The organism is Streptomyces sp. SS1-1 (assembly GCF_008973465.1).
GTDB lineage: Bacteria > Actinomycetota > Actinomycetes > Streptomycetales > Streptomycetaceae > Streptomyces.
Window position 1 is genome coordinate 2,904,834 of record NZ_WBXN01000004.1, and the last position, 26,848, is coordinate 2,931,681.

Here is a 26,848-nt window from a genome sequence, read left to right on the forward strand (position 1 = left end):
TCCTGAAAGTCCTCACCGGGGCCCCAAACTACCCGTCCCCACCGACAGCGGGGTGTGCCGGTCCCGAGTGGACCCACAGCCGTAACCCGGCCGTCGGTCAGGAGGTCAGGGGAGCATCCAGCCGAGCACGGGTGAACTCTGGCCGACCACGATCAGACACATCACCAGCAGCAGTCCGAGGCTCCACGGCAGGACCTTGCGCAGCAGGTCGCCCTCGCGGCCCGCGAGACCGACGGCCGCGCACGCGATGGTGAGGTTCTGCGGGGAGATCATCTTGCCGAGCACACCGCCCGAACTGTTCGCCGCGGCGAGGAGTTCCGGCGACAGCCCCGACTGCCCGGCAGCGGTGACCTGCAGCGCGCCGAACAGGGCGTTGGCGGAGGTGTCGGAGCCCGAGACGGCCACCCCGAACCAGCCCAGCACCGGTGACAGGAAGGCGAGTCCGGCGCCGGCCGCGGCGACGAAGTGACCGATGGTGGCGGCCTGTCCGGAGAGGTTCATGACGTAGGCGAGGGCCAGCACGGACGTGACGGTGAGGATGGCGTACCGCAGCTCGTGGACGGTCGCCAGCCACTCCTCGACGGCCACGCGCGCGTGCACGCCGAGCACGGCCGCCGTGCACAGGCCGGCGAGCAGCACGAGGGTGCCGCCGGTGGAGACGATCGGCCAGCTGAAGACGTTGGCGCCGACCGGGGCGCCGCCGGGGTCGGCGACGTCGAGGAAGGGCCAGTCGTAGGTCTGGGTCGCGCGGGCCAGGCAGTCCTTGACCGGCGGGATCTGGGCGACGGAGAAGATCACCACGATCAGCGCGTAGGGGGCGTAGGCGCGGACGACCTCCGCGCGCGGGTCGTCCTCGTCCAGTTCCTCGTTGCGCGTCCCGGTGAGCACGGACGCGCGTACGGCCTCGCCTGCGGGCACACGCGCGTGCGGTACGGCGACCAGGGCGGCGGCACCGACCAGGGCGGCGCCGATGTCGGCGAGTTGGGCGGAGACGTAGTTGGAGGCGGCGAACTGGGCGACGGCGAAGGCGACTCCGCAGGCGAGGGCGGGCACCCAGGTCTCTCGCAGGCCGCGCCTGCCGTCCACCAGGCCGACCAGCACGAGCGGCACCACCAGGGCCAGCAGCGGTGTCTGACGGCCCACCACGGACGCGACGTCGTCCAGCGGCAGCCCGGTGACCTGGGCCAGCGTGACCACGGGGGTGCCCATCGCGCCGAAGGCCACGGGCGCGGTGTTGGCGACGAGCGCGACGACCGCCGCCCGTACCGGGTCGAAGCCGAGCGCCACGAGCATGACCGAGCAGATGGCGACGGGCGCCCCGAACCCGGCGAGGGCCTCCAGCAGGGCGCCGAAGCAGAAGGCGACGACGAGCGCCTGGATGCGCGGGTCGTCGGAGAGCCGCCCGAAGGACCGCCGCAGGATGTCGAAGTGCCGGGTGCGGACCGTCATCCGGTACACCCACAGGGCGTTGACGACGATCCACAGGATAGGGAAGAGGCCGAAGACGGCGCCCTGGGCGGCGCTGGAGAGCGTCTGGTCGAGCGGCATGCCGTAGGCGAGCCAGGCGACCAGGACGGCGCTCAGCAGCCCGAGGAGCCCGGCCAGGTGCGCCTTCATGCGGACCGCGCCGAGGAGGACGAGGACGATCACCAGCGGAAGGGCCGCCACCAGGGCGGACAGACCGAGTGAGCCTCCGACGGGCTCGAGTTCCTGCACGTACACGACGCCTCCCCGGATTCCGCCATACGGAAAGCGATTTCTCGTTCCGGCGTAGGAATGGTCGTGTCCGCGACAAGCTGGCGTCAATGGGTGTGCGGCACTCGCGACGAGGAGATCGCGGGGAGGCTGTGCAGGGGAAGTCGCGAAGAGGTGCGGCCGAAGGACCGGACGTCAGTTGTCGGGCGACCGCAGCACGCGCAGGTGACCTCGCCGCGCGACTTCCATCGGGTCGGCCCCACGCCCCCCGCCGCCACCGGCCCCGGCGGCGCGCTCCTGCGGGCGGGCGGCCTCGCGCACGGCGTTGGCGAGCGCTTCCAGGTCGTCCCCGCTCGGGCGGGCCGGAGCGGAACCGTCCAGCAGCCGTACGACCTCCCACCCACGGGGGGCGGTCAGGCGCTCGGAGTGCTCGGCGCACAGGTCGTAGCAGTGGGGTTCGGCGTAGGTGGCGAGCGGGCCGAGGACCGCGGTCGAGTCGGCGTAGACGTACGTCAGCGTCGCTACGGCGGGACGGCCGCAAGCGGTGCGCGAACAGCGACGTACAGGGCTCACGACGTTGGACGGTACCGCACTCTTGAGCGGGCCGCGACGACTCTCCCCCAGGTCACCCCACCGTGTCGTGGTGTGAAACACCCCACACGCCCCGTTCGCCCCACCTCTGTGACCTGCGGAGACAGGAGACGCCCGGAAGCGGGCTCCGACCGGAAGCGGTCACCACTCACCACAAACCACGTCAATTACCACGACCTCACCGGTCTCGGAGAGATACGGAAACGAGCCCAAGCTTGGCTGGAATGGTCATCTGCCGACATGCCGTACGGCCCGGCGCACACCGCCCCGACGGGCGCACGGAGATCCGGCGGGCGGCGGCCACGGGGACTACGCTTCGTCAGTGATGGACACCCCCGTACCGCCCCGTGCCGTCGGCCCCGGGCCCCGCCGCCGTGATCGCCACGGACGGGGCATGCGCGGCCCGATCGCACCACCCCAGGTCCCCCTGGCCGCCAGCCGCGCCGACGCGTTCGCCGACCTGGTCCAGGACTCCGTGGAGCGCCTGGAACGCCGCTGGCCGCAGCTCGCCGACATCGATTTCCTCGTCCTCGAGGTGCCGCGCCTGGACGGCAGCTGGAACGACGAGGCGGTCCCGCTCGGCGGCACCGTCGCCGCCCGCGACGGACGGCCGGCCCGGGTGGTCGTCTACCGCAGGCCGGTGGAGATCCGCACCAAGGGCCGGGACGAGCGCGCGGCCCTGGTGCACGAGGTGGTCGTGGAACAGGTCGCCGAGGTGCTGGGACTGACCCCGGAGACGGTCGATCCCCGGTACGGGGAGGACTGACCCGGGGCCGTCGCCTCGCTGGAGCGTCTCCTTGCGGAGCGCCTACTTCTGGAGGACCGAGAGGTCCTGTTCGGCGTCCGGGACGGCCACCAGGCCGCGGTCGTCGGACAGGGTCTGCACGGTGAAGGCGGACACCCCGTCCTTCCCCTCCGTGAGCGTCCGTGCCCCGTGGACCTCGCCGCCGGACACCGACTCCACCGTCAGGGCGTAGGTGCCCTTCACGCCGCTCGGCACGGGTGCCTCGATCTGCTGGGTCGTCCCCGCCTTGATCGTGAACGACTTCGAGGCCGCCGTGCCGCCCTCGCTGCCGGCGGACGCGGTGACCTTGACCTTCGCCGCGCCGAACGGTGCCGTCAGCGACAGGGTCGTGCCCTTCGCCCGGTTGTCCACGACGGTCGCCCGCGTGCCGACCGGCCGGGTCGCCGGTATGAACGCCGTCTCCTGCCCGGCGCCCTTGCCGCGCACCACGCGCACGGCGGCGACCACCGGCACCGAGCGGTCCGTCGGGGTCAGCACCAGCGAGCCCGGCTCGCCGCGCATGACGTCGCCGAGGTCCACCGCGCCGGTCATGCCCGCCTTCAGATGCAGCGTCTCGTGCCCGGCCGGGGTGATCTGGCCGGAGGGCGAGGAGAGCCGCACCTTCAGGTCCGCGTCCGCGTCACCCGGCGCGAACGCGATCAGCCGCACCGCCGTCGCGTCCTTCGGGATGCCGGGTATCACGACGCTCCCGCCGGGGTCGACGGACGCGCTCAGCCAGTCGCCGCCCAGCTTGTCGTCCAGGGCCTGCACCGAGGCGCCGACACGGCCGCTGCGCACGCTCACGTGCACGGTCATGTTGTCCTGCTTCTCGGTGGTGAGCGTGGACAGCAGGACCGGGTCGTCGGAGTGCGGCGCGACGGTGATGCCCTCGCCCGCGGTGGTCTCCAGGGCGCCGTCCCGGCCGTACAGCTCGATGTCGACGACGGCGGCGGAGTCGTCCGGGTTCACCAGGTGCACGTAGTCCGTGCGGTCGGCCGCCGTGCTGGCGCCCGGGAACCAGAAGTCGGTGTCCGGTGCCGTGCAGGTGACGCCGAGCAGACCACGGCCGGTGCCGGCGGCGACCTCGGTGGTCTGCTGCACGGTCCAGCCGGGGGCGAACTTGCCGTCGGCGGTGCCGACCAGGGCCGGCGACTCGGAGCCGGAGTCGTCCACGGTGACCGGCTTGCCCGGCTCCTTGGCCGCCAGGACCGGCTTGGCGGCGGTGCCGGCCTTGTCCTTGCCGCCCTTGTCCGAGGTCTTCTTGCCGGTCTTGCCGTCCTTGCCGGTCTTGCCGTCCGTCGACTCGGTGGCGGCCGGGCGCAGTTCGGCCCTGCCCTCGCCGCCGGTCCCCCTGGTGACCGGCGTGAACGACGTGTACGTCGTCTCCGCCAGGTCCGAGAGGCTCGGCGTGGGGCAGGTCAGGCTCGTGCGCTCCACGGGCAGTTCGGCGGCCGTGGCGGCGGTGCCGGTCCCGGAGGTGTCCGGGGCGGTGACGGCGGCGAACCCGGTGACGGCGGCGAGGGCGGTGGCACCGGCGATCAGGGACAGGGTGGTGCGGTTCACTGCTGGCTCCCGTCGGAACGCTCGTTGCCGTGCGGATCCTGCCGCGCCGGGTCGTACGCGGGGTCGTAGCCCTGCTGGTAGGTCTGGCCGTAGGAGGCGTCGTAGGCCCCGGTCTGGTCCTGCCCGCCGTACGCGTACGGGTCGTACTGGCCGCCCTGGTAGGGATCGCCCTGGTACTGCTGGTCGTAACCGCCGCCCGCGTACTGCTGGGCGTCCTGGTACTGCTGCTGACCGTCCTGGTACTGCCGGGCGTCCTGGTACTGGTCGCCGTCCTGGTACTGGTCGCCCTGGTAGCCGCCGTACTCGGGGCCCGGGCTCTGGTGGCCGGGGGTGTCCCACTCGCCGTAGGAGCCCTGCTGCGGGATGTCCGCCGGGGCGGGCGGCTGTCCGGGCGGGAGCGGGAAGCCGTCGGCGTCGAAGGCACCGGGGTCGAACCCACCGGCCTCAGGGGCGCCGACCTCGGGGGCGCCGGCCTCCGGGGCGTCCGTCCCCGGAGCTGCCGCGGCGGCCTCGGCCTCCGCCTGGGCGCGCAGCCTGCGGGCCCGCCGGCCATCGCCGGCCATGGCCTCGGCGGGGACGGGCTCCTCCTCGGGCAGGTCGTCGTCGATGTCGCGGCGCCGGCCCGGGAGGGCCATCACGACGAGGACGACGGCGAGGAGTCCCTGTGCCCACAGCCAGGCGGTGTGGGTGAACGGGTCGTCGTAGGTGACGTCCAGGGTGCCGCCGTCGGCGGGCAGTTCGAAGCCCTGCGCCCAGCCGTCGACGGTCGTCGGCGTGAGCGGCCGGCCGTCCAGGGTGGCCGTCCAGCCGTCGTCGGCGGTGTCGGCGAGGCGCAGGACGCGGCCCTCGGCACCGGCCTTGATCGTGGTGTGGATGTCCACCGGTCCGGCGGCGACGGGCTGCGGCGCGACGGCCGCGGCCGCGGATCCGGACCCGGACCCGGCGACGATCGCCGCGCGGGACACCTGCCGGTCGATCCGCCAGAGCGCGCTGCCCTTCTGCTGGCTGAGCCGCGACAGACCGGGCGTGGCGTCCAGGACGCGCGCGACCTCGCGCGGCGCGCCCTTGCGGACGAGGACGTAGCGCACGGCGAACGCGCCGAGCTGGTCGGCCTGATCGGCCCCGGAACCGGCGACGAGGTTCGCCACGATCTTGTCCAGCCGGGTGTTCTCCCCGTCGGCCAGGGCGAGTTCGGCGTCGCCGAGGCGGGCGCCGGAGCCGCGGACCAGAACGTATCCGACGCGGGCCGTGGAGTCGCTGTCGAGGACGAGGGTGCGGGCCTGGTCGCGGGTGCCGCTCTCCTCGGCGACGAACGCGGGCACCTGCACGGGGTCGCGGCGCTCCAGCGGTCCGTCGGCGCCGCGGATCATCCAGCCGGCGGCGAGCAGGAAGGGGCCCGCCGCGGCGGCGAAGGCGACCAGCGCGGCGACCGGCTGACGCCAGCCGAAGCTCTGCTCGGCCACGCGGGCGCGTGCCCCGTCGGCGCCGAGCAGGGCGGCGGCCAGCAGGGCGAGGCCGTACACGAGGGTGGCGGGCCCGGCCCAGGCCGAGCGGTTGGACAGGACCGCGAAGACGAGGCCGAGCAGCGCGACCGCCCATGCCGTCCGGATGGCCGGCTGCCGCTCGGAGCGCAGCAGGGCGGCCAGCGCGGCCAGCACGATCCCGGCGAGCATCAGCCCGTCGACCGTGCCGGGGCCGCCGGGGCTGGCGTTGAGCAGGTCGAGGGCGGACGCGGCCGACGGGCCGAAGTCCAGGCCGGCCTCCTGGAAGAAGCCGAACGGCAGCAGCGACAGCGACCAGGGGGCGAGCACCAGCAGGGGCACGCCGACCTGGGCGAGGAAGCGCAGCCCGTAGGCGGTGATGTCGGTGCGCCGCACCGCGAGGAGGGCGAGGCCGAGGATCAGCGCGATCGGCCACACGATCGGGGTGAAGGCGGTGGTGATGGTCAGCAGCAGGGCGTAGGCCCAGGTGGCGCGCCAGCTTCCGCGGGTGCCGGAGGGGTGCGCCAGGCCGCTGGCCGCGATGCCGGCGCGTGCGATCAGCGGCAGCAGCACGGCGAGGACGGCGGTGCCGATCCGGCCGCCGGCGAGGGCGCCGGTGGCGGCGGGCAGGAAGGCGTAGACGACGGCGGCCCACGCGCGCAGCAGCCGGGACTCGACGAGCGGGCGGGAGGCGAAGTACGCGGTGAGCCCGGCCAGCGGCACCGAGCCGACGAGCAGGACGGTGACGGCGAGCCCGGTGGAGCCGAGCAGCAGGGAGGCGAGCGTCGCGACGATCGCGAGGTACGGCGGGGCGGACGCGGTGCCGCCGGCGCCGACGGGGTGCCAGGCGTCCACGTAGTGCGACCACAGCTCGCCGGCGTCGGCCGGGGCGGGCAGCAGGGCGCCGCCCGCGAGCGCGCCGCCGCCGAGGAGTTCACGGCAGGCGATCAGCGAGACGAGCAGCAGGACGAGGAAGAGCACCGGGGCGGGTTTGCGGGCGATGCGCTTGAGGCGCGCGAACTGCTCGATCTCCAGGAAGTCGGCGTCGTCGCCGCCGGGTCCGGACTCGATCGCGCTGCCGTGGCGGCCCGCGCCGGAGGCCGCTTCGGGGTCGGAGCGGCCGACGACGCTGCTCGCGACCTGTTCGACGGTGGCCCGCACGGTCGCGCCGGGCGGCGGGAACAGGGCGCGCAGCTCGCCCTTGTCGATGGCGGGTGCGCCGCGCCGTCGCCGGCCGGCGATGATCCGCTCGGGGCGCAGCAGGGTGCCCATGAGGCCGCGGATCTCGTCGAGGGCCTGGCCGGGGACCTTGCCCACGAGGTAGGCGAGGGTGCGCAGCACGGTGCCGAGGACGAGGCGCAGCAGCACCCAGGGCAGCGCGGCGCCACGGGTGTTGACGAGGAGGGTGTAGACGGCGCCGGCCTTGTCGACCTTGTGCGGGGAGGCGGCGGTGCGGCCCACGCAGTCGACGGCGCGGCGCTCGCGGGAGGCGGCCTCGGCGTGCCGGACGACGGCCTCGGGGGCGATGAGGACGCGGTGGCCGGCGGCGGTGGCGCGCCAGCACAGGTCGACGTCGTCCCGCATGAGGGGCAGGTGCCGGTCGAAGCCGCCGAGCTCCTCGAAGACGTCACGCCGGATCAGCATGCCGGCGGTGGAGACGGACAGGACCGGGCGCACGTGGTCGTGCTGCCCCTGGTCCTGCTCGCGGCGGTCCAGACCGGTCCAGCGGCGGCCGGAGTTGGCGATGGTGACGCCGACCTCAAGGAGCGCCCGGCGGTCGTACCAGCCGCGCAGCTTCGGGCCGACGACGGCGACGTCGTCGCGGCCCAGCTCCATCTCGTTCTCCACGACGCGCAGCAGCTGGGCCAGGGCGTCGGGTTCGGGCGCGCAGTCGTCGTGCAGGAGCCACAGCCACTGGACCGGCTCCCCGTGGGGGAGTTCGGGCAGGTCGTAGGTGTCGTCGCGCCAGGTGCGCGTGACGGGGTCCCAGCCGCTGGGCCGCTTGAGATAGGTGAGGTCGTCCGGGGTGAGGACGGGGGCCGTGCGGTTGGCCTCCTCGACGGCCTGGCCGAAGCCGGTGCGCCTCGCGAGGTGCAGGACGCGCTCGTCGCCGAGGGCGTCGCTGAGCAGCTGCGCGGAGTGGTCGGCGCTGCCGGTGTCCGCGGCGACGGCGGACTGGACGGGGCGCTCCTGGCCCAGCAGCCCGGCGAGCGCGTCGGGCAGCCAGCGGGCGCCGTCGTGGGAGACGAGGACCGCGGTCACCACATGACGCGGGAACTCAGGTGTGGCAGCGGCGTCGTGCTGGGCTGCCGTGTGGCTGTGCACGGACATCGAGGTACAGGCCCCGGTTCGATGGACTGCGGTGGACGCCTGTGTCCCCGGGGGACAGCGGGACGTCTCGGACGAGCGCCCACACTACTGGCTGGGCATCACAGCGGCCCGCCGCCTGTGGACAACCCACCCGCGACGGGCCGTTCGAGATCTGTTCGAGACGTGGGAGATGCGGAGGTACGTACGGTTTCGCGCCGGCCCGCCCCGCCGCACGGCAGGCAGGGGGCGTGACGGACGTGCGGTCAGACGGCCGCCTTCTTCAGCCGGCGCCGCTCGCGCTCGGACAGGCCGCCCCAGATCCCGAAGCGCTCGTCGTTGGCGAGGGCGTACTCGAGGCACTCGGAGCGGACCTCGCAGGCGAGGCAGACCTTCTTGGCCTCCCGGGTCGAGCCGCCCTTCTCGGGGAAGAAGGACTCGGGGTCGGTCTGGGCGCACAGTGCGCGCTCCTGCCAGCCGAGCTCCTCGTCCGCGTCGTCGACCAGCAGTTGCTGCACCAGCTCGGTCATGTGCGCCCCTCGTCCGTCTTTCGCGTCCCCGTGATGTAGCCGTTACCGATTTCGGCTGAACGACACGAGTGAAATTACAAGTGTGCTGCTCCGGGCGAGTCAAGCCGAGATCTGCTATTGGGCCCCTTATTCACTCTGCGGAACCAAGGCCTAGCGGAAAGTGTTCAAATCGTCCTAAACCTTGACAACCGAACAGGGCCCGAACGGGAACGCCGTCCCGCGCAGAGCTTGTACGGGTAGAGACGTCCAGCCGTTCGATCTCGTTGCACACACGCGCGGATGCGAACCGGATCACAGTCCGATCACAGGATCACAACGACGCCCGTGCGCCCGGATGTGCGCCATGTGTCCCGGCAACCCGGTGCACAAACCTTTCGCCAGACAGATGAACCGGATGGGGTGAAAGCTGTGCCACATCACCGGGCGTCGAGTTGACAGTGGAGGCGTGAACCGCTGTCCTTGGGGGCATGCTCGCGAACCCGGCACTCACCTCGACCCGCACCGCCGGGTCCCTCGGTGCCGCCCGCGCGTTCTGCTGCTGTTGCTGTCCCAGCTGTTGAGCCCATCCCGCTCCGGCTGAAGGCCGCGTCCCCCACGCGACGCGGCTGTCGTTCCCTCTGACCTTCTTTCACCGAGGAACCACCGCACCCATGAACAGCGACAGCGACCTCCAGATCGCCGGCGACATCCTCGAAGTCCCGCACCTCCTCCAGGCCCCGCGCGAGCACCCGTCCACCGTGGCGGAGTTCGTCGGCCTGGCCCGCTCCCTCGCCGCCGACCGGTCGCAGTGGGAACACCTCGTCCAGTACGACGCGACGACGCGCTGGTACCACCGGCTGCGCACCGGCCCCGGCTACGAGGTGTGGCTGCTGTCCTGGGTGCCCGGGCAGGGCAGCGGCCCGCACGACCACGGCCCGTCCTCCGGCGTGCTCACGGTGCTGGAGGGCACCCTGACCGAGCACACCGAACGCGGCACGCGCGCCCTGCGCCCCGGTGACGAGCGCGTCTTCGCACCCGGCTACACCCACGACGTCGTGAACGACGCGCTGGAGCCCGCGGTCAGCCTGCACGTCTACTACCCGGGCCTGACCGAGATGCCGATGGTCCCGCGCTCCCAGCTCCGGGCCGCCCCGGCGCCCGCCGCCTGCGAGGCGCGCCCGGTGACCGCCTGACGCGTTGTCGTACCCGCCTGCCAGACTTGGGCCATGCGCATTGTGGTTCTGGCAGGCGGCATCGGCGGTGCCCGGTTCCTGCGTGGTCTGAAGCGGGCCGCGCCGGACGCGGACATCACGGTCATCGGCAACACCGGGGACGACATCCACCTCTTCGGGCTGAAGGTCTGCCCGGACCTCGACACGGTGATGTACACGCTCGGCGGCGGCATCAACGAGGAGCAGGGCTGGGGCCGGGCCGACGAGACCTTCCATCTGAAGGAGGAGCTCGCCGCCTACGGGGTGGGCCCGGAGTGGTTCGGCCTCGGCGACCGGGACTTCGCCACGCACATCGTGCGGACGCAGATGATCGGCGCCGGCTATCCGCTCAGCGCCGTCACGCAGGCGCTGTGCGACCGCTGGCAGCCCGGCGTGCGGCTGATCCCCATGACCGACGACCGCGTCGAGACGCATGTCGCCGTCGAGATCGACGGCGAGCGCAAGGCCGTCCACTTCCAGGAGTACTGGGTGCGGCTGCGCGCCTCGGTGCCCGCCGAGGCGATCGTCCCGGTCGGCGCCGAGCAGGCCAAGCCGGCGCCCGGCGTCCTGGAGGCGATCGGGGAGGCGGACGTCGTGCTGTTCCCGCCGTCCAACCCGGTCGTCTCGGTCGGCACCATCCTGGCCGTGCCCGGCATCCGCGAGGCCATCGCCGACGCGGGCGTGCCGGTCGTCGGCCTCTCCCCCATCGTCGGGGGCGCGCCCGTGCGCGGAATGGCCGACAAGGTCCTCGCGGCGGTCGGCGTGGAGTCGACGGCCGCGGCGGTCGCCGAGCACTACGGCTCGGGGCTGCTGGACGGCTGGCTCGTCGACACCGTGGACGAGAAGGCCGTGGAGCGGGTCGAGGCGGCCGGGATCCGCTGCCGGGCCGTACCGCTGATGATGACCGACGAGGACGCGGCCGCGCAGATGGCCCGGGAGGCGCTGACGCTGGCCGAGGAGGTGCGGGGCGCGTGAGCGGGCCGTCCGCCGAGGGGTTCCGCGTCTGGGCCGTGCCGGGGATGCCCGAGGTCCGGCCGGGCGACGACCTCGCCAAGCTGATCGCCGCCGCCGAGCCGGACCTCGCTGACGGGGACGTCCTGCTGGTCACGTCGAAGATCGTGTCCAAGGCCGAGGGCCGGATCGTCGAGGCCGCCGACCGGGAGGCCGCGATCGACGCGGAGACCGTCCGGGTCGTGGCGCGCCGCGGCCCCCTGCGCATCGTGGAGAACCGGCAGGGCCTGGTCATGGCGGCCGCCGGGGTCGACGCCTCCAACACCCGGCCCGGGACCGTGCTGCTACTCCCCGAGGACGCGGACGCCTCCGCGCGCGCGATCCGCGCCGGGCTGCGCGACGCGCTCGGCGTCGACGTCGGCGTCCTCGTCACGGACACCTTCGGGCGGCCCTGGCGGACGGGGCTCACGGACGTGGCGATCGGCGCCGCCGGTGTGCGGGTCCTCGACGACCTGCGCGGCGGCGAGGACGCCCACGGCAACCCGCTGAGCGCGACCGTCGTGGCGACCGCCGACGAACTCGCCGCCGCCGGCGACCTGGTGAAGGGCAAGGCCGCGGGGCTGCCCGTCGCGGTGGTGCGCGGCCTCGCGCACACGGTGACCGGGGACGACGGGACGGGCGCGCGGGCCCTGGTGCGCGAGGCGCGCGACGACATGTTCCGGCTCGGCACGTCGGAGGCCGTCCGCGAGGCGGTCACCCAGCGCCGTACCGTGCGGGCGTTCACGGACGAGCCCGTCGACCCGGGGGCCGTGCGCCGCGCGGTCGCCGCGGCCGTCACCGCGCCCGCGCCGCACCACACGACGCCCTGGCGGTTCGTGCTGCTGGAGTCCGCCGGCGCGCGCACCCGGCTGCTGGACGCCATGAAGGAGGCGTGGATCGCCGATCTGCGCCGGGACGGCAAGAGCGAGGAGTCCATCGCCAAGCGGGTACGGCGCGGCGACGTGCTGCGCCACGCCCCGTACCTGGTGGTGCCGTGCCTGGTGATGGACGGCGCCCACACGTACGGCGACCCGCGCCGGGACTCCGCCGAGCGGGAGATGTTCGTCGTCGCGGCCGGCGCCGGTGTGCAGAACTTCCTGGTGGCGCTGGCCGGGGAGCGGCTCGGCTCGGCCTGGGTGTCGTCGACCATGTTCTGCCGTGACGTCGTGCGCGAGACGCTCGGACTGCCCGCGGACTGGGACCCGATGGGCGCCGTGGCGGTCGGGCATCCGGCGCAGGAGCCGCGGCCCCGCCCGGAGCGGGAGGCGTCGTCCTTCATCGAGGTGCGCTGAGGCGCCCCGCCGAGCGCCTACGCTCGTAGGGCGCCCCTTTCGGCGCACGCCCCTCCCCCACCCCGAGGACACCGTGGCAGGACGATTCCCCCAGCGGCCCACGCGTACGACCGTGCGCGGCGGGCAGGTCGCCGTGCCCGCGGGGGTGCCGCGTCAGGCGGCGGCGCCCGCGCGCGTGCGGACCTGGACGCCGGACGGGCCGCTCGACCTCGGGCTGGTGCTGGGTCCGCTGCGGCGCGGGCCGGGCGACCCGACGTTCCGGGCGACACCGGACGGCGCCGTGTGGCGGACCGCGCTCACTCCGGCCGGGCCGGGCACGCTGCGGGTCACCGCGCGCGGGGCCGAGGTACGGGGCGAGGCGTGGGGGCCGGGTGCCGAGTGGCTGCTGGAGCAGCTGCCGGAGATGCTCGGCGCCGCCGACGACCCGTCCGTCTTCGTGCCCCGGCACCGGGTGGTCGCCCAGGCCCGGCACCGACGGCCCGGACTGCGGCTGACCCGCACCGGTCTGGTGATGGAGTCGCTGATCCCGTCGATCCTGGAGCAGAAGGTCACGACCGACGAGGCGTACCGGGCGTGGCGGCTGCTGGTGCGCGCGTACGGCGAGCCGGCGCCGGGGCCCACGCCCGAGCGGATGTGTGTGATGCCCCACCCGCGGACCTGGGCGCTGATCCCGTCCTGGGAGTGGCACCGGGCGGGCGTGGACGACAAGCGGGCGTCGACGGTCCTGCGGGCCGTGCGGGTCGCCGCCCGGATGGAGGAGGCGGTCCGGATGCCGCCGGCCGAGGCGCAGGCCCGGCTGGAGCTGGTGCCGGGGATCGGGCCGTGGACGTCGGCGGAGGTCGTGCAGCGCAGTCATGGCGCTCCGGACGCGGTGACCGTGGGGGACGTGCACCTTCCGGGGATCGTGGGGTTCGCGCTGGCCGGGGACCGGGACGCGGACGACGCCGTGATGCTGGAGCTGCTGGAGCCGTACGCGGGGCAGCGGCACCGGGCGGCCCGGCTGATCCTGCTCAGCGGGCGGGTGCCGGCGCGGCGGATGCCGAAGATGCCCCGGGTGGACATCGGGCGCTGGTGACGGCGGGCGTCACCAGCGCCCGCCGCCCCGCTGCACGTCGTCCGACGAGAAGCGCACCGCTAGTGCTGTGACCGGAAAAGTTCACCGGCTCGCGGCGAACCTTCCCGGTCACAGCACTAGACGTCCGACGAGAAGCGCACCGCGCCCGCAGGGATGCGGGCGTCGCACCAGATCCGCGCCCCCTCGCGCAGTTCGTTGTCGGCGCCGACCACCGCGCCGTCCCCGATGACCGTGCCGGTGAGGACCGCGCGCTCGCCCACCCGGGCGCGGGTGCCGATCAGCGAGTCGGTGATGACCGCGCCGGGCTCGATGACGGCGCCGGGCAGGATCGTGCTGCCGAAGACGCGGGCGCCCTCGGCGACGAACGCGCCCTCGCCGACCACCGTGCCGCCGGTCAGCTTGGCGTCGGCCGCCACCGTGGCCGTGGGCAGGATCAGCCGGTCTCCGCAGCGGCCCGGCACCGCGGGCGACGGGGCCCGGCCGAGGACGAGGTCCGCGGAGCCGCGCACGAAGGCGGCGGGCGTGCCCAGGTCGAGCCAGTACGTGGAGTCGACCATGCCCTGGAGGTGGGCGCCGGCCGACAGCAGCTCGGGGAAGGTCTCGCGCTCCACGGAGACGGGGCGGCCCGCCGGGATGGTGTCGATGACCGAGCGGCGGAACACATAGGCGCCCGCGTTGATCTGGTCGGTGACGATCTCCTCGGGGGTCTGCGGCTTCTCCAGGAACGCCGTGACCCGGCCGGTGCCGTCGGTGGGGACCAGGCCGTACGCCCGGGGGTCGGTGACCCTCGTCAGGTGCAGGGAGACGTCCGCGCCCGTGGTCTCGTGCGTACGGACCAGGGCGGGGATGTCCAGGCCGGTCAGGATGTCGCCGTTGAAGATGAGGACCGGGTCGTCGGGGGCGGAGCTCAGCCGGGAGGCGACGTTGCGGATCGCACCGCCGGTGCCGAGGGGCTCCTCCTCCGTCACGTACTCCAGTCGCAGTCCGAGCGACGAGCCGTCACCGAAGTGGGGCTCGAAGACCTCGGCCAGATAGGACGTCGCCAGCACGATGTGGTCGACGCCCGCCGCTCTCGCTCTCGCCAGCTGGTGCGTGAGGAACGGGACCCCGGCCGCCGGGACCATGGGCTTCGGCGTGTGCACGGTGAGCGGACGCAGCCGAGTGCCCTTGCCGCCGACCAGGAGGATCGCTTCTGTCACCTGTCGTCTCTGCTTCCTGCCGGGACCGGCCCGAACTGTCTTTCGGCCGGCCAGTGTATGCAGACCGTTGTGCGGTGCCCTCGACGGCAGTGCGGTGCCTCGTGTCCCGCCCCTCGTCCCCCGACGGCGGTGAATGCGACCCCATGGCCCCCCATGAGTCCCCCTTCGACCGGACGACGTCCAGGGCCCCCTGTCAGACCTCCACCGGTCGTGACGGGTTCCCTGGACGTCCTTCGCCGTTGGCTCCTCCCGCGGTCAGCGGCCCTGGTAGCGGGCGGACGTGGTGCGGGTCGAGCCGAGCTTGCGGTAGAGCTGGAGCCCCGGGCACTCCGTGGAGAAGCCGTCCCGGTGGCCGGAGATCACATTCAGTCGTACGTTCTTTCCCTTTCGGTAGAGATTGCCACCGCCGGACGTCAGATATGTCTTTCCGCGCGGATTGGCGCCGTAGAGACCGAGCTTCCAGGCGGTGAGGCGGGCGACCGCCTTCACGGCGGACGCGGACGGCTTCTTCGAGCCGTAGGTGCCGAGGACGGCGATGCCCATGCTGTTCGTGTTGAACCCGAGGGTGTGGGCGCCCAGGACGGCCTTCGCCACGCCTCCGGCCCGGCCCTCGTAGATCCGCCCGCACTTGTCGACGAGGAAGTTGTAGCCGATGTCGCGCCAGCCCATGCTCACGACGTGGTAGCGGTAGATACCGCGGATGACCGAAGGGGCCTGCGCGCAGGTGTACTTGTTGCCCGTGGCGGTGTGGTGGACGAAGGCCGCCTTCACCTTGCTCGTGTAGACGAACCGGCTCTCCCGCCACCGCTCGTTCGCCCCCCAGCCGCGCCGCGTGACGATGCTCGGCCGAGGCCCGATGTACGGCTTCGCCTTCTGGGCCGCCGTCAGTTCGCTGCCGCGCAGGGTCAGCAGCTCCCGTTCGGTCTCGGCCTTGCCGAGGGCGGGGATCTCGGTGGCGCCCGCGGCGGCGAGTTCGGCGTTGGCGGTGGAGGCGGCGACGGCCTCGGCGGTCTCCGGCTGCAGGGCGCCGGGGCGGGCCGCGGCGAGCGTCTCGTCCTCGGGGGCGGCGGCCTCGCCGGGGTCGACGAGTTCCAGGCGCAGACCGGTGGGCAGGGCCGTCGTGGCGGCGGGCGCGGAGGCGGGGGTGGGCGCGGGGGTGGGCGCGGTGGCGTCGGCGGTCGCCGGGGTCTTCCCAGGCTTCGTGCCCTCGCCGGTCGCCGGCGTCTTCTCCGGCTTCGTACTGTCACCGGTCGCCGGGGTCTTGCCGGGCTTCGCGCCTTCGCCGGACGCCGAGTTCTTCCCAGGCTTCGCGCCCTCGCCGGTCGCCGGCGTCTTCCCGGGCTTCGTACTGTCACCGGACGCCGAGGTCTTCCCGGGCTTCGTACTGTCACCGGACGCCGAGGCCTTGCCGGGCTTCGTACTGTCACCGGACGCCGAGTTCTTCCCAGGCTTCGTGCCCTCGCCGGTCGTCGCGGGCTTGTCCGGTTCGGGGTTGCCGCCTTCCGGGGTGACCCGCAGTTCGACGCCGTTCGACGCTCCGACCCACAGCGGGGCCGTCGAGCCGCGCAGCCGTCCGGGGGCGCCCTCCGCGGTGTCCGGGTCGGCCCCGTGGTCGGCGTTGTGGGTCTCGACGTCCTGCCAGCCGGACCAGACGCCGGTCGCCGCGTCGCGGGTGCGGACCTGGACACGGCCGTGGAGTTCGGCGGCCGGGTCGTCCCAGACGACGCCGACGAGGGAGAAGGGACGGACGGTCCGGCGGGACAGCCCCTGTTCGGCGGGGCCGTCCGCCGCACGGTCGCGGGTAAGGGGGGTGAGGGGCAGGGACTGAGTGCTGCCGGCGGCGCTCGGCCCGGCGTTCTCCCGGCGCGCCGCCGGGCCGGCCGTCAGGGCCGCGCTCGTGGCCGCTTCCGCGCCGGGCACCGGTCTCCCGGTCGCGGCGACGGCGGGTGGGGTGAGCGGGAGAGCGAGAGCGGCCGCGCACGTGACACCGATCGAGGAAGCAAGGAATCCACGCATACCCCTGATGTTGAACATAGTCATACAAACCTGTCCATCGAGGACTTGACGGGGCGTCGGCGGGTGTTCCGCCGAACCGGTGGCGGCGCGTTGGTGCCGCCGGGGGGTGCGGGTCCGGGCGCCCGCGTACCCTTTCCCGGGTGAACGCCACCGATCGCACCCCCGCCGACCTGCTGCGTTCCGCGCTCGCCGCGGATCCCGGACGTCCCCTGGTGACCTTCTACGACGACGCCACCGGGGAGCGTGTCGAATTGTCCGTGGCCACCTTCGCCAATTGGGTGGCCAAGACAGCGAACCTGCTCCAGGGCGGTCTGAACGCCGGTCCGGGCGACCGGGTCACCCTGCTGCTGCCCGCGCACTGGCAGACGGCCGTGTGGCTGCTGGCCTGCTCCTCGGTGGGCGCGGTCGCGGACGTGGGCGGTGACCCGGCGGCGGCCGACGTGGTGGTGAGCGGCCCGGACACCCTGGAGGCGGCGCGGGCCTGCCGGGGCGAGCGGGTGGCGCTGGCGCTGCGGCCGCTCGGCGGCCGTTTCCCGCAGCCCCCGGAGGGCTTCCTCGACTACGCGGTGGAGGTGCCGGGTCAGGGCGACCGCTTCGCGCCGTTCGCGCCGGTCGACCCCGAGGAGCCGGCGCTGATCGTCGCCGGGCGCGAGTTCAGCGCCGCCGAGGTGGTGGAGCGGGCCCGCGCCGAGGCGCCGGGGCTCGGCCTGACCGGACCGGGCTCGCGCATCCTGTCCACGCTGCCGTACGACACCTGGGAGGGGCTCGCCGCCGGGCTGTTCGGGGCGCTGGCGACGGGCGGCTCGGTCGTGCTGTGCCGTAACGCCGGGTCGCTGGACGAGGAGGCCCTCGCGAAGCGCATCGACGCGGAACGGGTGACGGCGACCGCCCGCTGAGGCCGTCCCCGTCCCCGTGCGTCACCGCCCGCCGAGGCGTCCCGGCACCCCGCCCCCGTCACCCGTTCGGCGCAGCACCATCCGCCCCCCGGACGGCATCGGCGCCATGGTCGTAGGAGCAGCCCACACCGCACGCGCCATGTCATGAGGGGTGGACCCAGCCGTGACCGAGACCGCACGCTCGCGCCGGGGGGCCTCGGCCCGGAGGACATGGGTGCGGCGGGGGGCCGTCGGGGCCGGACTGCTGCTCGTCGCCGCCGCCGGGACCGGCTGGCTGGTATACGCCAAGCTCGACGGGAACATCACCCCGGACGAGGCCGCCGCCGCCGAACTCGCCCGGTACGAGAAGGAACGGCCGAGCGCGGCCGTGCGCGGGGCGCAGAACATCCTCGTCATCGGCTCGGACTCACGGGCCGGCGACGGCAACCGGCGCTACGGGCGCGACTCGGGCAGCGAACGGTCCGACACGACGATCCTGCTCCACCTGTCCGCCGACCACCGCAGCGCGACCGCCGTGTCCATACCCCGTGACCTGATGGTCGACGTCCCCGGCTGCCGGCGCGAGGGCGGCGGGCGCAGCCGCCCCATGTTCGCGATGTTCAACCACGCCTTCCAGGTGGGCGGTTCGGCGTGCACGATCCGCACGGTGGAGCGGATGACCAACATCCGGGTGGACCACCACATGGTCGTGGACTTCCACGGCTTCAAGGAGATGGTGGACGCCGTCGACGGCGTGGAGATCTGCCTGGCGAAGCCCATCCACGACAAGGCGGCCAGGCTCCGGCTACCGGCCGGGAAGGTGACGCTCGACGGCGAGCAGGCCCTCGGCTACGTCCGTGCCCGCAAGTCCCTCGGCAACGGCAGCGACACCGATCGCATGGAGCGCCAGCAGCGCTTCCTCGCGGCCCTCGTGCACAAGGTGCAGAGCAACGACGTCCTGCTGAACCCGGTACGGCTCTATCCGGTCCTCGACGCGGCGACGTCGTCCCTCACCACCGACCCGGCGCTGGCCAGTCTGCGCGGTTTGTACGACCTCGTCCGCGGGGTGCGCGACATCCCCACCGAACGCGTCCAATTCCTGACGGTCCCGCGCGAGTCCTACGTCTACAACGCCAATCGTGACCAGTTGGTGGAACCCGCGGCGCAGCGGCTCTTCGAGCGGCTGCGCCTCGACCGGCCGGTGGCGGTCGCGGATTCCCGCGGGAAATCCCAGGGTTCACGGGGCGAATCGGGGCACGGGGTTTCCGCCTCCCCGGCCCCCACGTTCCGCGGGAACACGGCCGCCGAGAACGGCTGCGAGTAAAGCGCTTCCCAAGTCAAGGGGACCCGTCCAGGGGATTGGGCGGAATTGCCCAGTTGTAGGGACGTGGAATTTGTCACCGTTCTCGCTCGACGCTGAACTGGGCGGATAGTGTGTGCGATCTGGCGCACCCTGCCGTACTTGGGCTCGCGCACTGTTCGACCGAGAGACCCGAGCGCCTTGGAGGGGGTAGGCGCCGCGTGGCCCCGACGGAGGATTCAGACAACCGTGGACGCGCAAGGCCGTGGGCGGGCGGATGACATCGATCCCGCAGACCAGTGGGTGCTCAATCCGAACACCGGTGAATACGAACTGCGACTGACTCCTTCCGGACCGCAATCGCCGGTTCCCGGGCCGCGCAGGCCCGGTCCCCGTGCGGGCGGACCCGGTGGCGCCGGGCGCCCGGGGGGTGCCGTCCGTGACCGCGCGGCCGCCCCGGAGCAGCGGCCGGCCCCGGGCCGTGAGGTACCGGCGCAGCGCAGGCGCCGGGGGGAGCCCGAGGAGCCGCCGGGGCGCCGTTCGCGCCGCCCGGTCAAGAAGAAGAGCCGGGCCAAGAAGGCCGTGCTGTGGACCGGTGGCGTGATGGCGTTCGTCGTGGTCGCCGCGGCGGCCGGGGCCTACCTCTATGTCGAGCACCTCAACGACAACATCCAGTCCGTCTCCGACGACGGCGCGAGCACCGGTGGCTTCAGCAAGGACAAGGCCATCAACATCCTGCTCATCGGCACGGACAAGCGCACCGGCGCGGGCAACGACAAGTACGGCGACTCCGGCAGCGCGGGCCACGCCGACACCACGATCCTGCTGCACGTCTCCAAGGACCGGTCGAACGCGACCGCGCTGAGCATCCCGCGCGACCTGATCGTCGACATCCCCGACTGCCCCACGGAGCAGGAGGACGGCAGCCAGAAGGTCATCCAGGGCGAGACCAACACCCGCTTCAACAAGAGCCTCGGCCAGGCGGGCCGTACGCCCAGCTGCACCATGCGCACGGTGACGGAGCTGACCGGGATCAAGCCGGACAACTTCATGGTCGCCGACTTCAACGCGGTGAAGACGCTGACGTCGGCCGTCGGCGGCGTCGAGGTGTGCCTGGGCAAGGACATCGACGACCCGGACTCGCATCTGAAGCTGCCGAAGGGCAAGCACGTCATCGAGGGCGAGCAGGCCCTCGCCTTCGTCCGCACCCGGCACTCCGTCGGCCTGGGCGGCGACCTGAGCCGGATCGGGCTGCAGCAGCAGTTCCTCAGCGCGCTGATGCGCAAGCTGAAGTCGAACGACACGCTCAAGAGCCCCACGAAGATGTTCACGCTGGCCGAGGCCGGCACCAAGGCGCTCACCGTCGACTCCCAGCTCGACAGCATCGACAAGCTGAAGGACCTCGGTCTGGAGCTGGGCAAGCTCAACGTCAAGAACCTGACCTTCACCACGATCCCGGTGCTCGACAACCCGGCCGAGAAGGTCAAGGTGACCGTCGTCCTCAACCCGACGAAGGCGCCGGAGGTCTTCCAGGCCATCCAGAACGACGTCTCCTTCACCGACATCAAGCAGCAGAAGAAGAAGGAGGCCTCCGCGGTGGCGGCCCGGCTCAAGGGCTCCAAGTCCGACGCCTCCGAGGTGCGGGTCCGGATCTTCAACGGCGGGGCCCCGGCGGGCAGCGCGCAGGAGACCCTGTCCTGGCTGCAGACCGAGGAGAACGTGACCAAGTCGGAGAACGCGGGCAACGCTCCCGACACGCTCTCGAAGACGACGCTGGAGTACGCGCCGGACCAGGCGGACCAGGCACGCCGGCTCGCCGCCATCATGGGGCTGTCCGGCGCGGCGATGAAGCCCGGCAAGAGCGTCGACAACGCGCAGGGCCTGCCCACGATGACGCTGACGCTGGGCAAGGACTTCAAGGGGGCGGGGGTGCCCCTGACGGCTCCGGACAAGGCGCCCGACGTGGAGAAGTCCACCGCGGACAAGGTGGAGTGCGCGAAGTAGGCACCGTTTCCGGCCGGGAACGCAACTGTGCCGGGCTCTCGTTGGTCTGACACAGGACGTGGTCGTGCCGGTCGGCGTCGCCCGGCACGCCGTGCGGCCGTGCCGGACGCGGATTTTTTGCCGGCACATGGCGAACCCGGATCGGACCCCCGGTGGTCTGACAGAGCGCGGACCGGTGTCGGACAGGTTGGCTTGATACGGAGTTCGCTCCGCCGCGGACAGGGAGGTCCTGCGCGGAGCGACCGTACGCGGGCCGAGGGTGGGGAAGGGCAGAGAGTTGGCGCAGAGCGGTGTGCGGGGGGAGGTCCCCGCTGTGGACGACACGATGTCGCTCACCCGGCAGTCCGGCCAGGACACACCGGCCGGCCAGGACGGCGGCGGGCGGCACGGCGGGGCGGGCGACGACGGCCGGGGGCCCGGCAAGGGGCGCCGCAAGCGGCGTGCGCTGCGCTGGTCGGCGACGATCCTGGCGGTCGTCATACTCGGGACCGCGGGTGCCGGGTATCTGTACTACCGGCATCTGAACGGCAACATCGAGAAGGGCGAGCGCAGCAGCGGCGACTCCAAGGCGAAGAAGGCCGAGCCCAACGCCGCCGGCCAGACACCGCTGAACATCCTGCTGATCGGCTCGGACAGCCGTAACTCCGACGCGAACGTCGCGTTGGGCGGCAGCCGCGACAACCGGGGCAACCCCCCGCTGGGCGACGTGCAGATGCTCATCCATCTGTCCGCGGACCGGGAGAGCGCCGCGGTGGTGAGCATCCCGCGGGACACCCGGGTCGACATCCCCAAGTGCACCGACCCCGAGACGGGCGACACCTACCCGGCGACGAACGACATCATCAACACGACCCTGGCCCGCGGCGGCGCCGGCTGCACCCTGGCCACCTGGCAGAACCTCACCGGGGTCTACATCGACCACTGGATGACGATCGACTTCGCCGGCGTGGTGAGCATGGCGGACGCCATCGGCGGCGTCGAGGTCTGTGTGAAGCAGAACGTGTGGGACCGCCCGCTGCCGGGGGTGCCCGGCGGTTCCGGCCTGAAGATGAAGGCCGGCCGCAAGGACGTCGAGGGCAAGCAGGCGCTGCAGTGGCTGCGCACCCGGCACGCGTGGGGCAGTGACCCGCTGCGGGCGCGCGCCCAGCACATGTACATGAACTCGATGATCCGCACGCTGAAGAAGCAGAACGTCTTCACGGACACCGGGCGCCTGATGAACCTGGCCGAGGCGGCCACGAAGTCGCTGACGGTCTCCGAGGAGATCGGCACCGTGAAGAAGCTGTACGACCTCGGCATGCAGCTCAAGTCCGTGCCCACGGACCGGATCACGATGACGACGATGCCCAACGTCCAGGACCCGCAGAACGCCAACCACCTCGTCCCGGCCGCGAGCGCCGCCAAGATGTGGCAGATGGTCCGCGAGGACGTGCCGTTCGACAAGAACGGCAAGGCGAAGGACAAGGGCAAGGACGGCGACGCGGAGAAGGAGGCCACCAGCGCCCCGACGTCCGCCCCCGAGGGGATCGGCGTCTCGGTGGTGAACGGGACCAGGACGGCCACCCTCGCGCCCGTCTCCGGGCGGGCGCACGCGATCGCCCGGCACCTGGTGGACAAGGGCTTCACCCAGGCACTGCAGGACTCCTCACCGGCGGTCTCCGTCGAGCACACGGTGGTGCGGTACCCGAGCGAGGAACTGAAGGGCGACGCGGTGCAGGTCGCCAAGGCGCTGGGCATTCCGGAGAGTTCGGTGCGCCGGTCCACCGACGTCTCGGGCGTCACGGTCGTCGTGGGCGCCGACTGGCGCACCGGCACCGCGTATCCGAAGCAGTCCAAGCCGTCGGCGGGCAGCCTGCCGGAGGACTCGGACGCCATCAACGGCTCGGACGAGGACGCGTGCATGGAGGTGTACGCGCCCTACCGCTGGTAGTCACCGGACGCCGTGCCCCCTGCGGGATCGCCCTCGACGCGAGGGCGATCCCGTTTCTTTATGGCCAACCGACGACGATCTTCAGTCATAGACGAACACGAACGATCACTGAATGACCAGAACATGCCACGATCTTGAAGCCGTTCACGCAGGGCCCACAAAGCCCGCGGGGGCGGGTCCGATCCGTCGCGCACGTGAGAGGTCTGCAACTGATGCACAAGAGCGTGAAGTTCAGAGCCACCCGCTGGATCACCACCGGGGCCATGGTCCTCGGACTGGGCGTCGGGGTCCCCCTGGCCACCGCCCCCGCGGCACAGGCCGCGGCGCAGGCCGGCTGCAGCGGCACCCTGATCGACCAGATCAAGCACTACGACTACACGACGAGTGCGCACCCGCTCGTCGCCACGACCTACCTGTACTGGGACGGCACCTACAACTGCGCGCGGTCCGTCAAGGCGGGCTCCTACTACGGCGTCAGCTCCCGGATGAACCTGGACCTGTGGACCAAGGCCGGCGGGCACGACAACGACAACGGCAACTTCAGCTACGAGGCCGGGCCCGTGAAGGTCAACGGCAAGAACACCTGCATCAACTTCGAGCTGGACATGTGGCGCCCCAACGGCGGCGCCAACTTCCTGCAGGACCACGTCCCGGTGTCGGGGTACTTCCACTGCGGCTGACGGCCGCGTGAGGACGGGGGTCGCCGCGGCGCGCCGCGGCGACCCCCGCTCGTCGTGTCAGGAGGCCGCTTCGACGCCGCGGACCGCCGGGCGGCGCGAGGCGATGACCTTGCGGGCCAGCGAGCGCGGGCTCGTCAGGAAGCCGTAGCCCCAGGACATGTGCATGGTGGCCAGGGCGACCGGGATCTGCAGCCGGGCCTTCAGCGGCAGCCCCTTGCCGGCCGGGACCGAGCCCGCGGCGATGGCCGCGAGGTAGCCGCCGGGCACGACCAGCGCCCACGGCGTCACCGCGACGCCGAGGACCAGACCCGCCGCGATCGCGCACACCGCCGTCGGCGGCGCCAGATAGCGCAGGTTGATGGAACCGGCGTGGTACCGGGCGACGACATGACGCCAGCGGCCGTAGTCCTTGTACTGCTTGGCGAGCGCCTTCACGCTCGGCCGGGGCCGGTACGACACCTTCAGCTCCGGCGAGAACCAGATCAGGCCGCCCGCCTCGCGGATGCGGAAGTTCAGCTCCCAGTCCTGGGCGCGGATGAACTCCTCGTTGTAGCCGCCCTGCTGCTCCAACGCCTCGCGCCGGAAGACACCCAGGTACACGGTCTCGGCGGCCTGCGCCTCGCCGCCCGTGTGGAAGGCGGCGTTGCCGACACCGATCTTCGACGTCATCGCGGCGGCGACGGCCTGCTCCCAGGCGTTCTCGCCCTCGGCGTGCATGATGCCGCCGACGTTCTGCGCGCCGGTCTCCTCCAGGAGCCGCACCGCGGTCGCGATGTAGTTCGGCGAGAGCATGCCGTGCCCGTCGACACGGACGACGATCGGGTGGCGGGACGCCTTGATCGCCGCGTTCAGGGCGGCGGGCGTCCGGCCGGTCGGGTTCGGGACGGTGTGAACGCGCGGGTCTTCGGCCACGAGCTCGGCGGCGATCTCGTCCGTACGGTCCGTGGACGGACCGAGGGCGATCACGACCTCCATCTCGCCGGCGTACTCCTGCGCGAGGATCGCTTGGACGGCTCCGCGCAGATGCCGCTCCTCGTTGAGGACGGGCATGATGACGGACACGGCGGGGAGCTGCACGTCGGGATTGGCGTTCATAGGGGGCTCACGTTACCGCGAACGGGGGACACGGGTGCGCCCCGCCGTGTCCGGTGCACCGGGCAGCAGATCGTATGGGCCTACGGTGCTCACGGATCCCACGTACGGCCCCCAGGGGCACGCCCCCAGCGGAGGTATCCCTTCATGCCCACGCCGCCCCGACGCTCCTCCGGCTCCCCGCAGCGCAGCCCGCAGCCTTCCCGCGGCGGGGCACGGCCGGTCGCGCCCGTCCGGCGCAGGCGGCCGCGCTGGGCCATGCGGGCGGTGACCACGCTCTCCGTCGTCGTCCTGGCCTCCGCCGGGATCGGGCACGCGGTGGTGACCAGCCTGGACGCCAGGATCGCGCGGGTGGACCCGTTCCGGGACATGAAGAACCGGCCGCAGGGCGGCCACGGCATGAACGTCCTGCTGGTCGGCACCGACGGCCGCGACCGCATCACCCCGCAGGAGCGGCGCAAGTACCGGCTGGGCGGCGCGCCCTGCCACTGCACCGACACGATCATGCTGGTGCACATCTCGGAGGACCGGGAGCGGGCGAGCGTCGTGAGCCTGCCGCGCGACTCCTACGCCGAGGTGCCCGCCGCCGACGGACGGCCCGCCCACGCCATCAAGATCAACGCGGCGTACGCGGAGGGCGGCCCCCGGCTGACCGTCCGCACCGTCGAGCACATGACGCACGTCAAGATCGACCACTATCTGGAGGTCGACTTCACCAGCTTCATGAAGACGGTCGACGTGCTCGGCGGTGTGCCGATCTGCACCTCCGCCCCGCTGAAGGACTCCTACACCGGCCTGGACCTGCCCGCCGGCGACCACAAGCTGATGGGCGGCGAGGCCCTGCAGTTCGTCCGCGCCCGGCACATCGACGGCGACGCCGACCTGGGCCGGGTCCAGCGCCAGCAGCGCTTCATGGCGGCCCTGATCGAACGGGCGACGTCGTCCGGCATCCTGCTGAACCCCATCCGCTTCCGGGACGTGACCCGGGCCGTGCTCGGCTCGGTCCGGGCCGACAAGGGCTTCGGCACCGGCGAGCTGCTGGACCTGGGACGCGCGATGCGGAACTTCTCCCCGTCCTCGTCGGAGTTCGCGACCGTCCCGATCGGGCAGCTCGGCTATCTGGTGAAGGGCCTCGGCTCCACCGTGAAGTGGGACACGGCACGCGCCGAGCGGCTGTTCCGCGCCCTGCGCGAGGACCGCCCGCTGGCCGCCCACCGCACGAAGCGCAAGGCCGTCACCGTCGACGTCGCCCCGCAGCAGATCCGCGTCCAGGTGGAGAACGGCACCCACCGCACCGGCCTCGGCAAGCGCGCCGACGCGGCGCTCGCGGCCGTCGGGTTCCGTACGACGGGACAGCCGGTGGACGCGGCCGACCGCTCGGTGAAGCGGACGGTCGTCGCCCATGACCCCGGCTGGGACCGCTCGGCGAAGTCGCTCGCCGCCGCCCTGCCCGGCAGCGAGCTGCGCGCGGTCAAGGGGCTCGGCCCCACCCTCAAGGTGATCGTGGGGACGGACTTCGGCGCGGTCCGCAAGGTGCGCGCCGAGGACCCCACCCGGGAGACGGTGGTGCTGCGGGGCGACGAGGCCGGCTGCGCCTGACAGGGCCCGTCCGCCCCGTCAACCCCGTCCGCCCTGTCGAGCTCAGTCGTCGAAGCCCTCCGCCGCCCGCTGGGCGCGCAGCTCCATGATCGCGCGGCGGCGGGCCAGGCGGTGGGTGCGGCGGATCTGCGCCTCCTGGTTGCGGCGCCGGTCACGGTCGGTCTCCGGTATCACCGGCGGGACCCGGCGCGGCTTGCCGTCGGCGTCCACCGCGGCGAAGACCAGATAGGCGGAGCCGACCTGGGTGGGCGGCGCCGACTCGTTCCAGCGCTCGGCCAGGACCCGTACGCCGACCTCCATCGAGGTCCGGCCGGTCCAGTTGACCTGGGCCTTCACATGGACGAGGTCGCCCACGCGGACCGGCTCCAGGAAGGCCATCTCGTCCATGGAGGCGGTGACGGCGGGACCGCCGCTGTGCCGTCCGGCCACCGCTCCCGCCGCGTCGTCCACCAGTTTCATGATCACACCGCCGTGCACGGTGCCCAGAAGGTTGGTGTCGTTGTGGGTCATGATGTGGCTGAGGGTGGTGCGGGACGCGGAGATCGGCTTGCCCGGGATCTCCGCGCTGTCCGCTTCCGCGGTGGTGGCCTGGTCTGTCATGGCCTCCACCTTATGCCGAGGTGGGAATCGCGGACTTTGTGTTGGGTTCGCAACA

At 72.7% G+C, this 26,848-nt stretch carries 20 protein-coding genes; 11 read left to right on the forward strand and 9 right to left on the reverse strand.

The features are described 5' to 3' along the window. Positions 1-105 precede the first annotated feature (105 nt). The gene (locus tag F8R89_RS14350) at positions 106-1,722 is read right to left on the reverse strand and encodes an L-lactate permease (protein WP_151784344.1); all 1,617 of its coding nucleotides are present in this window, start codon (positions 1,720-1,722) and stop codon (positions 106-108) included. A gap of 168 nt (positions 1,723-1,890) precedes the next feature. After that, positions 1,891-2,319 carry a DUF3499 domain-containing protein gene (locus tag F8R89_RS14355; protein WP_079033994.1) on the reverse strand — a complete coding sequence of 143 codons (429 nt, stop codon included), beginning with the start codon at positions 2,317-2,319 and terminating at the stop codon, positions 1,891-1,893. A 292-nt stretch (positions 2,320-2,611) separates the two neighbouring features. Here F8R89_RS14355 and F8R89_RS14360 point away from each other — a divergent pair, with 292 nt between their 5' ends. Continuing rightward, on the forward strand, positions 2,612-3,052 hold the full coding sequence (locus F8R89_RS14360) for a metallopeptidase family protein (RefSeq protein ID WP_151784345.1): 441 nt from the start codon (positions 2,612-2,614) through the stop codon (positions 3,050-3,052). 42 nt (positions 3,053-3,094) lie between these two features. On the opposite strand, the gene F8R89_RS14365 is transcribed toward F8R89_RS14360, so the two are convergent. The 3 genes from F8R89_RS14365 to F8R89_RS14375 form a co-directional block, all read right to left on the reverse strand. Further along, positions 3,095-4,633, reverse strand: coding sequence for a DUF5719 family protein (locus tag F8R89_RS14365; RefSeq protein WP_151784346.1), 1,539 nt, complete (start codon positions 4,631-4,633; stop codon positions 3,095-3,097). Next, positions 4,630-8,445, reverse strand: a complete 3,816-nt coding sequence (locus F8R89_RS14370) for a glycosyltransferase family 2 protein (protein ID WP_151784347.1) — start codon at positions 8,443-8,445, stop codon at positions 4,630-4,632. The genes F8R89_RS14365 and F8R89_RS14370 overlap by 4 nt, the downstream gene beginning before the upstream one ends. A 242-nt stretch (positions 8,446-8,687) precedes the next feature. Further along, positions 8,688-8,951, reverse strand: coding sequence for a WhiB family transcriptional regulator (locus F8R89_RS14375; protein ID WP_003975777.1), 264 nt, complete (start codon positions 8,949-8,951; stop codon positions 8,688-8,690). A 650-nt stretch (positions 8,952-9,601) separates the two neighbouring features. On the opposite strand from F8R89_RS14375, the gene F8R89_RS14385 reads away from it, so the two are divergent. The 4 genes from F8R89_RS14385 to F8R89_RS14400 all read left to right on the forward strand — a co-directional run bounded on the left by F8R89_RS14385 (position 9,602) and on the right by F8R89_RS14400 (position 13,498). Continuing rightward, positions 9,602-10,123, forward strand: coding sequence for a cysteine dioxygenase (locus F8R89_RS14385; protein WP_151784348.1), 522 nt, complete (start codon positions 9,602-9,604; stop codon positions 10,121-10,123). Between the two features lie 33 nt (positions 10,124-10,156). Further along, entirely contained in the window at positions 10,157-11,116 is a 960-nt protein-coding gene (cofD, locus tag F8R89_RS14390; protein ID WP_151784349.1) for a 2-phospho-L-lactate transferase, read from the forward strand. Beyond that, a complete protein-coding gene (locus F8R89_RS14395; RefSeq protein WP_151784350.1) occupies positions 11,113-12,423 on the forward strand; it encodes a coenzyme F420-0:L-glutamate ligase in 1,311 nt (436 codons plus the stop codon). Before cofD ends, F8R89_RS14395 begins: the two co-directional genes overlap by 4 nt. Before the next feature lie 73 nt (positions 12,424-12,496). Then, positions 12,497-13,498 carry a DNA-3-methyladenine glycosylase family protein gene (locus tag F8R89_RS14400; protein WP_151784351.1) on the forward strand — a complete coding sequence of 334 codons (1,002 nt, stop codon included), beginning with the start codon at positions 12,497-12,499 and terminating at the stop codon, positions 13,496-13,498. Positions 13,499-13,614: 116 nt separating this feature from the next. Here the strand turns inward: F8R89_RS14400 and F8R89_RS14405 are convergent, their stop codons facing one another. Together F8R89_RS14405 and F8R89_RS14410 are read right to left on the reverse strand one after the other, a co-directional pair. After that, positions 13,615-14,697 carry a sugar phosphate nucleotidyltransferase gene (locus F8R89_RS14405; protein WP_151784352.1) on the reverse strand — a complete coding sequence of 361 codons (1,083 nt, stop codon included), beginning with the start codon at positions 14,695-14,697 and terminating at the stop codon, positions 13,615-13,617. A 255-nt stretch (positions 14,698-14,952) separates the two neighbouring features. Then, a complete protein-coding gene (locus tag F8R89_RS14410; protein WP_151784353.1) occupies positions 14,953-16,713 on the reverse strand; it encodes an N-acetylmuramoyl-L-alanine amidase in 1,761 nt (586 codons plus the stop codon). A 140-nt stretch (positions 16,714-16,853) separates the two neighbouring features. Between F8R89_RS14410 and F8R89_RS14415 the strand changes: the two genes are divergently transcribed. The 5 genes from F8R89_RS14415 (at position 16,854) to F8R89_RS14435 (ending at position 23,502) form a co-directional block, all read left to right on the forward strand. After that, positions 16,854-17,609, forward strand: a complete 756-nt coding sequence (locus F8R89_RS14415; protein WP_151784354.1) for a TIGR03089 family protein — start codon at positions 16,854-16,856, stop codon at positions 17,607-17,609. A 163-nt stretch (positions 17,610-17,772) separates the two neighbouring features. Continuing rightward, positions 17,773-18,912 (forward strand): LCP family protein, encoded by a 1,140-nt coding sequence (locus F8R89_RS14420; protein WP_151784355.1) that lies wholly within the window; start codon positions 17,773-17,775, stop codon positions 18,910-18,912. A 225-nt stretch (positions 18,913-19,137) separates the two neighbouring features. Continuing rightward, positions 19,138-20,892: an LCP family protein gene (locus F8R89_RS14425; RefSeq protein ID WP_151784356.1), complete on the forward strand. Its 1,755-nt coding sequence runs from the start codon at positions 19,138-19,140 to the stop codon at positions 20,890-20,892. A gap of 325 nt (positions 20,893-21,217) precedes the next feature. Continuing rightward, on the forward strand, positions 21,218-22,822 hold the full coding sequence (locus tag F8R89_RS14430; protein ID WP_192806365.1) for an LCP family protein: 1,605 nt from the start codon (positions 21,218-21,220) through the stop codon (positions 22,820-22,822). A gap of 212 nt (positions 22,823-23,034) precedes the next feature. Continuing rightward, positions 23,035-23,502, forward strand: a complete 468-nt coding sequence (locus F8R89_RS14435) for a hypothetical protein (RefSeq protein WP_151784357.1) — start codon at positions 23,035-23,037, stop codon at positions 23,500-23,502. Between the two features lie 57 nt (positions 23,503-23,559). Here F8R89_RS14435 and F8R89_RS14440 read toward each other — a convergent pair whose 3' ends face one another. After that, entirely contained in the window at positions 23,560-24,597 is a 1,038-nt protein-coding gene (locus F8R89_RS14440) for a glycosyltransferase family 2 protein (protein ID WP_151784358.1), read from the reverse strand. A gap of 144 nt (positions 24,598-24,741) precedes the next feature. On the opposite strand from F8R89_RS14440, the gene F8R89_RS14445 reads away from it, so the two are divergent. Then, positions 24,742-26,193, forward strand: coding sequence for an LCP family protein (locus tag F8R89_RS14445; RefSeq protein ID WP_151784359.1), 1,452 nt, complete (start codon positions 24,742-24,744; stop codon positions 26,191-26,193). A 42-nt stretch (positions 26,194-26,235) separates the two neighbouring features. Here the strand turns inward: F8R89_RS14445 and F8R89_RS14450 are convergent, their stop codons facing one another. Further along, on the reverse strand, positions 26,236-26,793 hold the full coding sequence (locus F8R89_RS14450; protein WP_151784360.1) for an acyl-CoA thioesterase: 558 nt from the start codon (positions 26,791-26,793) through the stop codon (positions 26,236-26,238). Positions 26,794-26,848 lie beyond the last annotated feature (55 nt).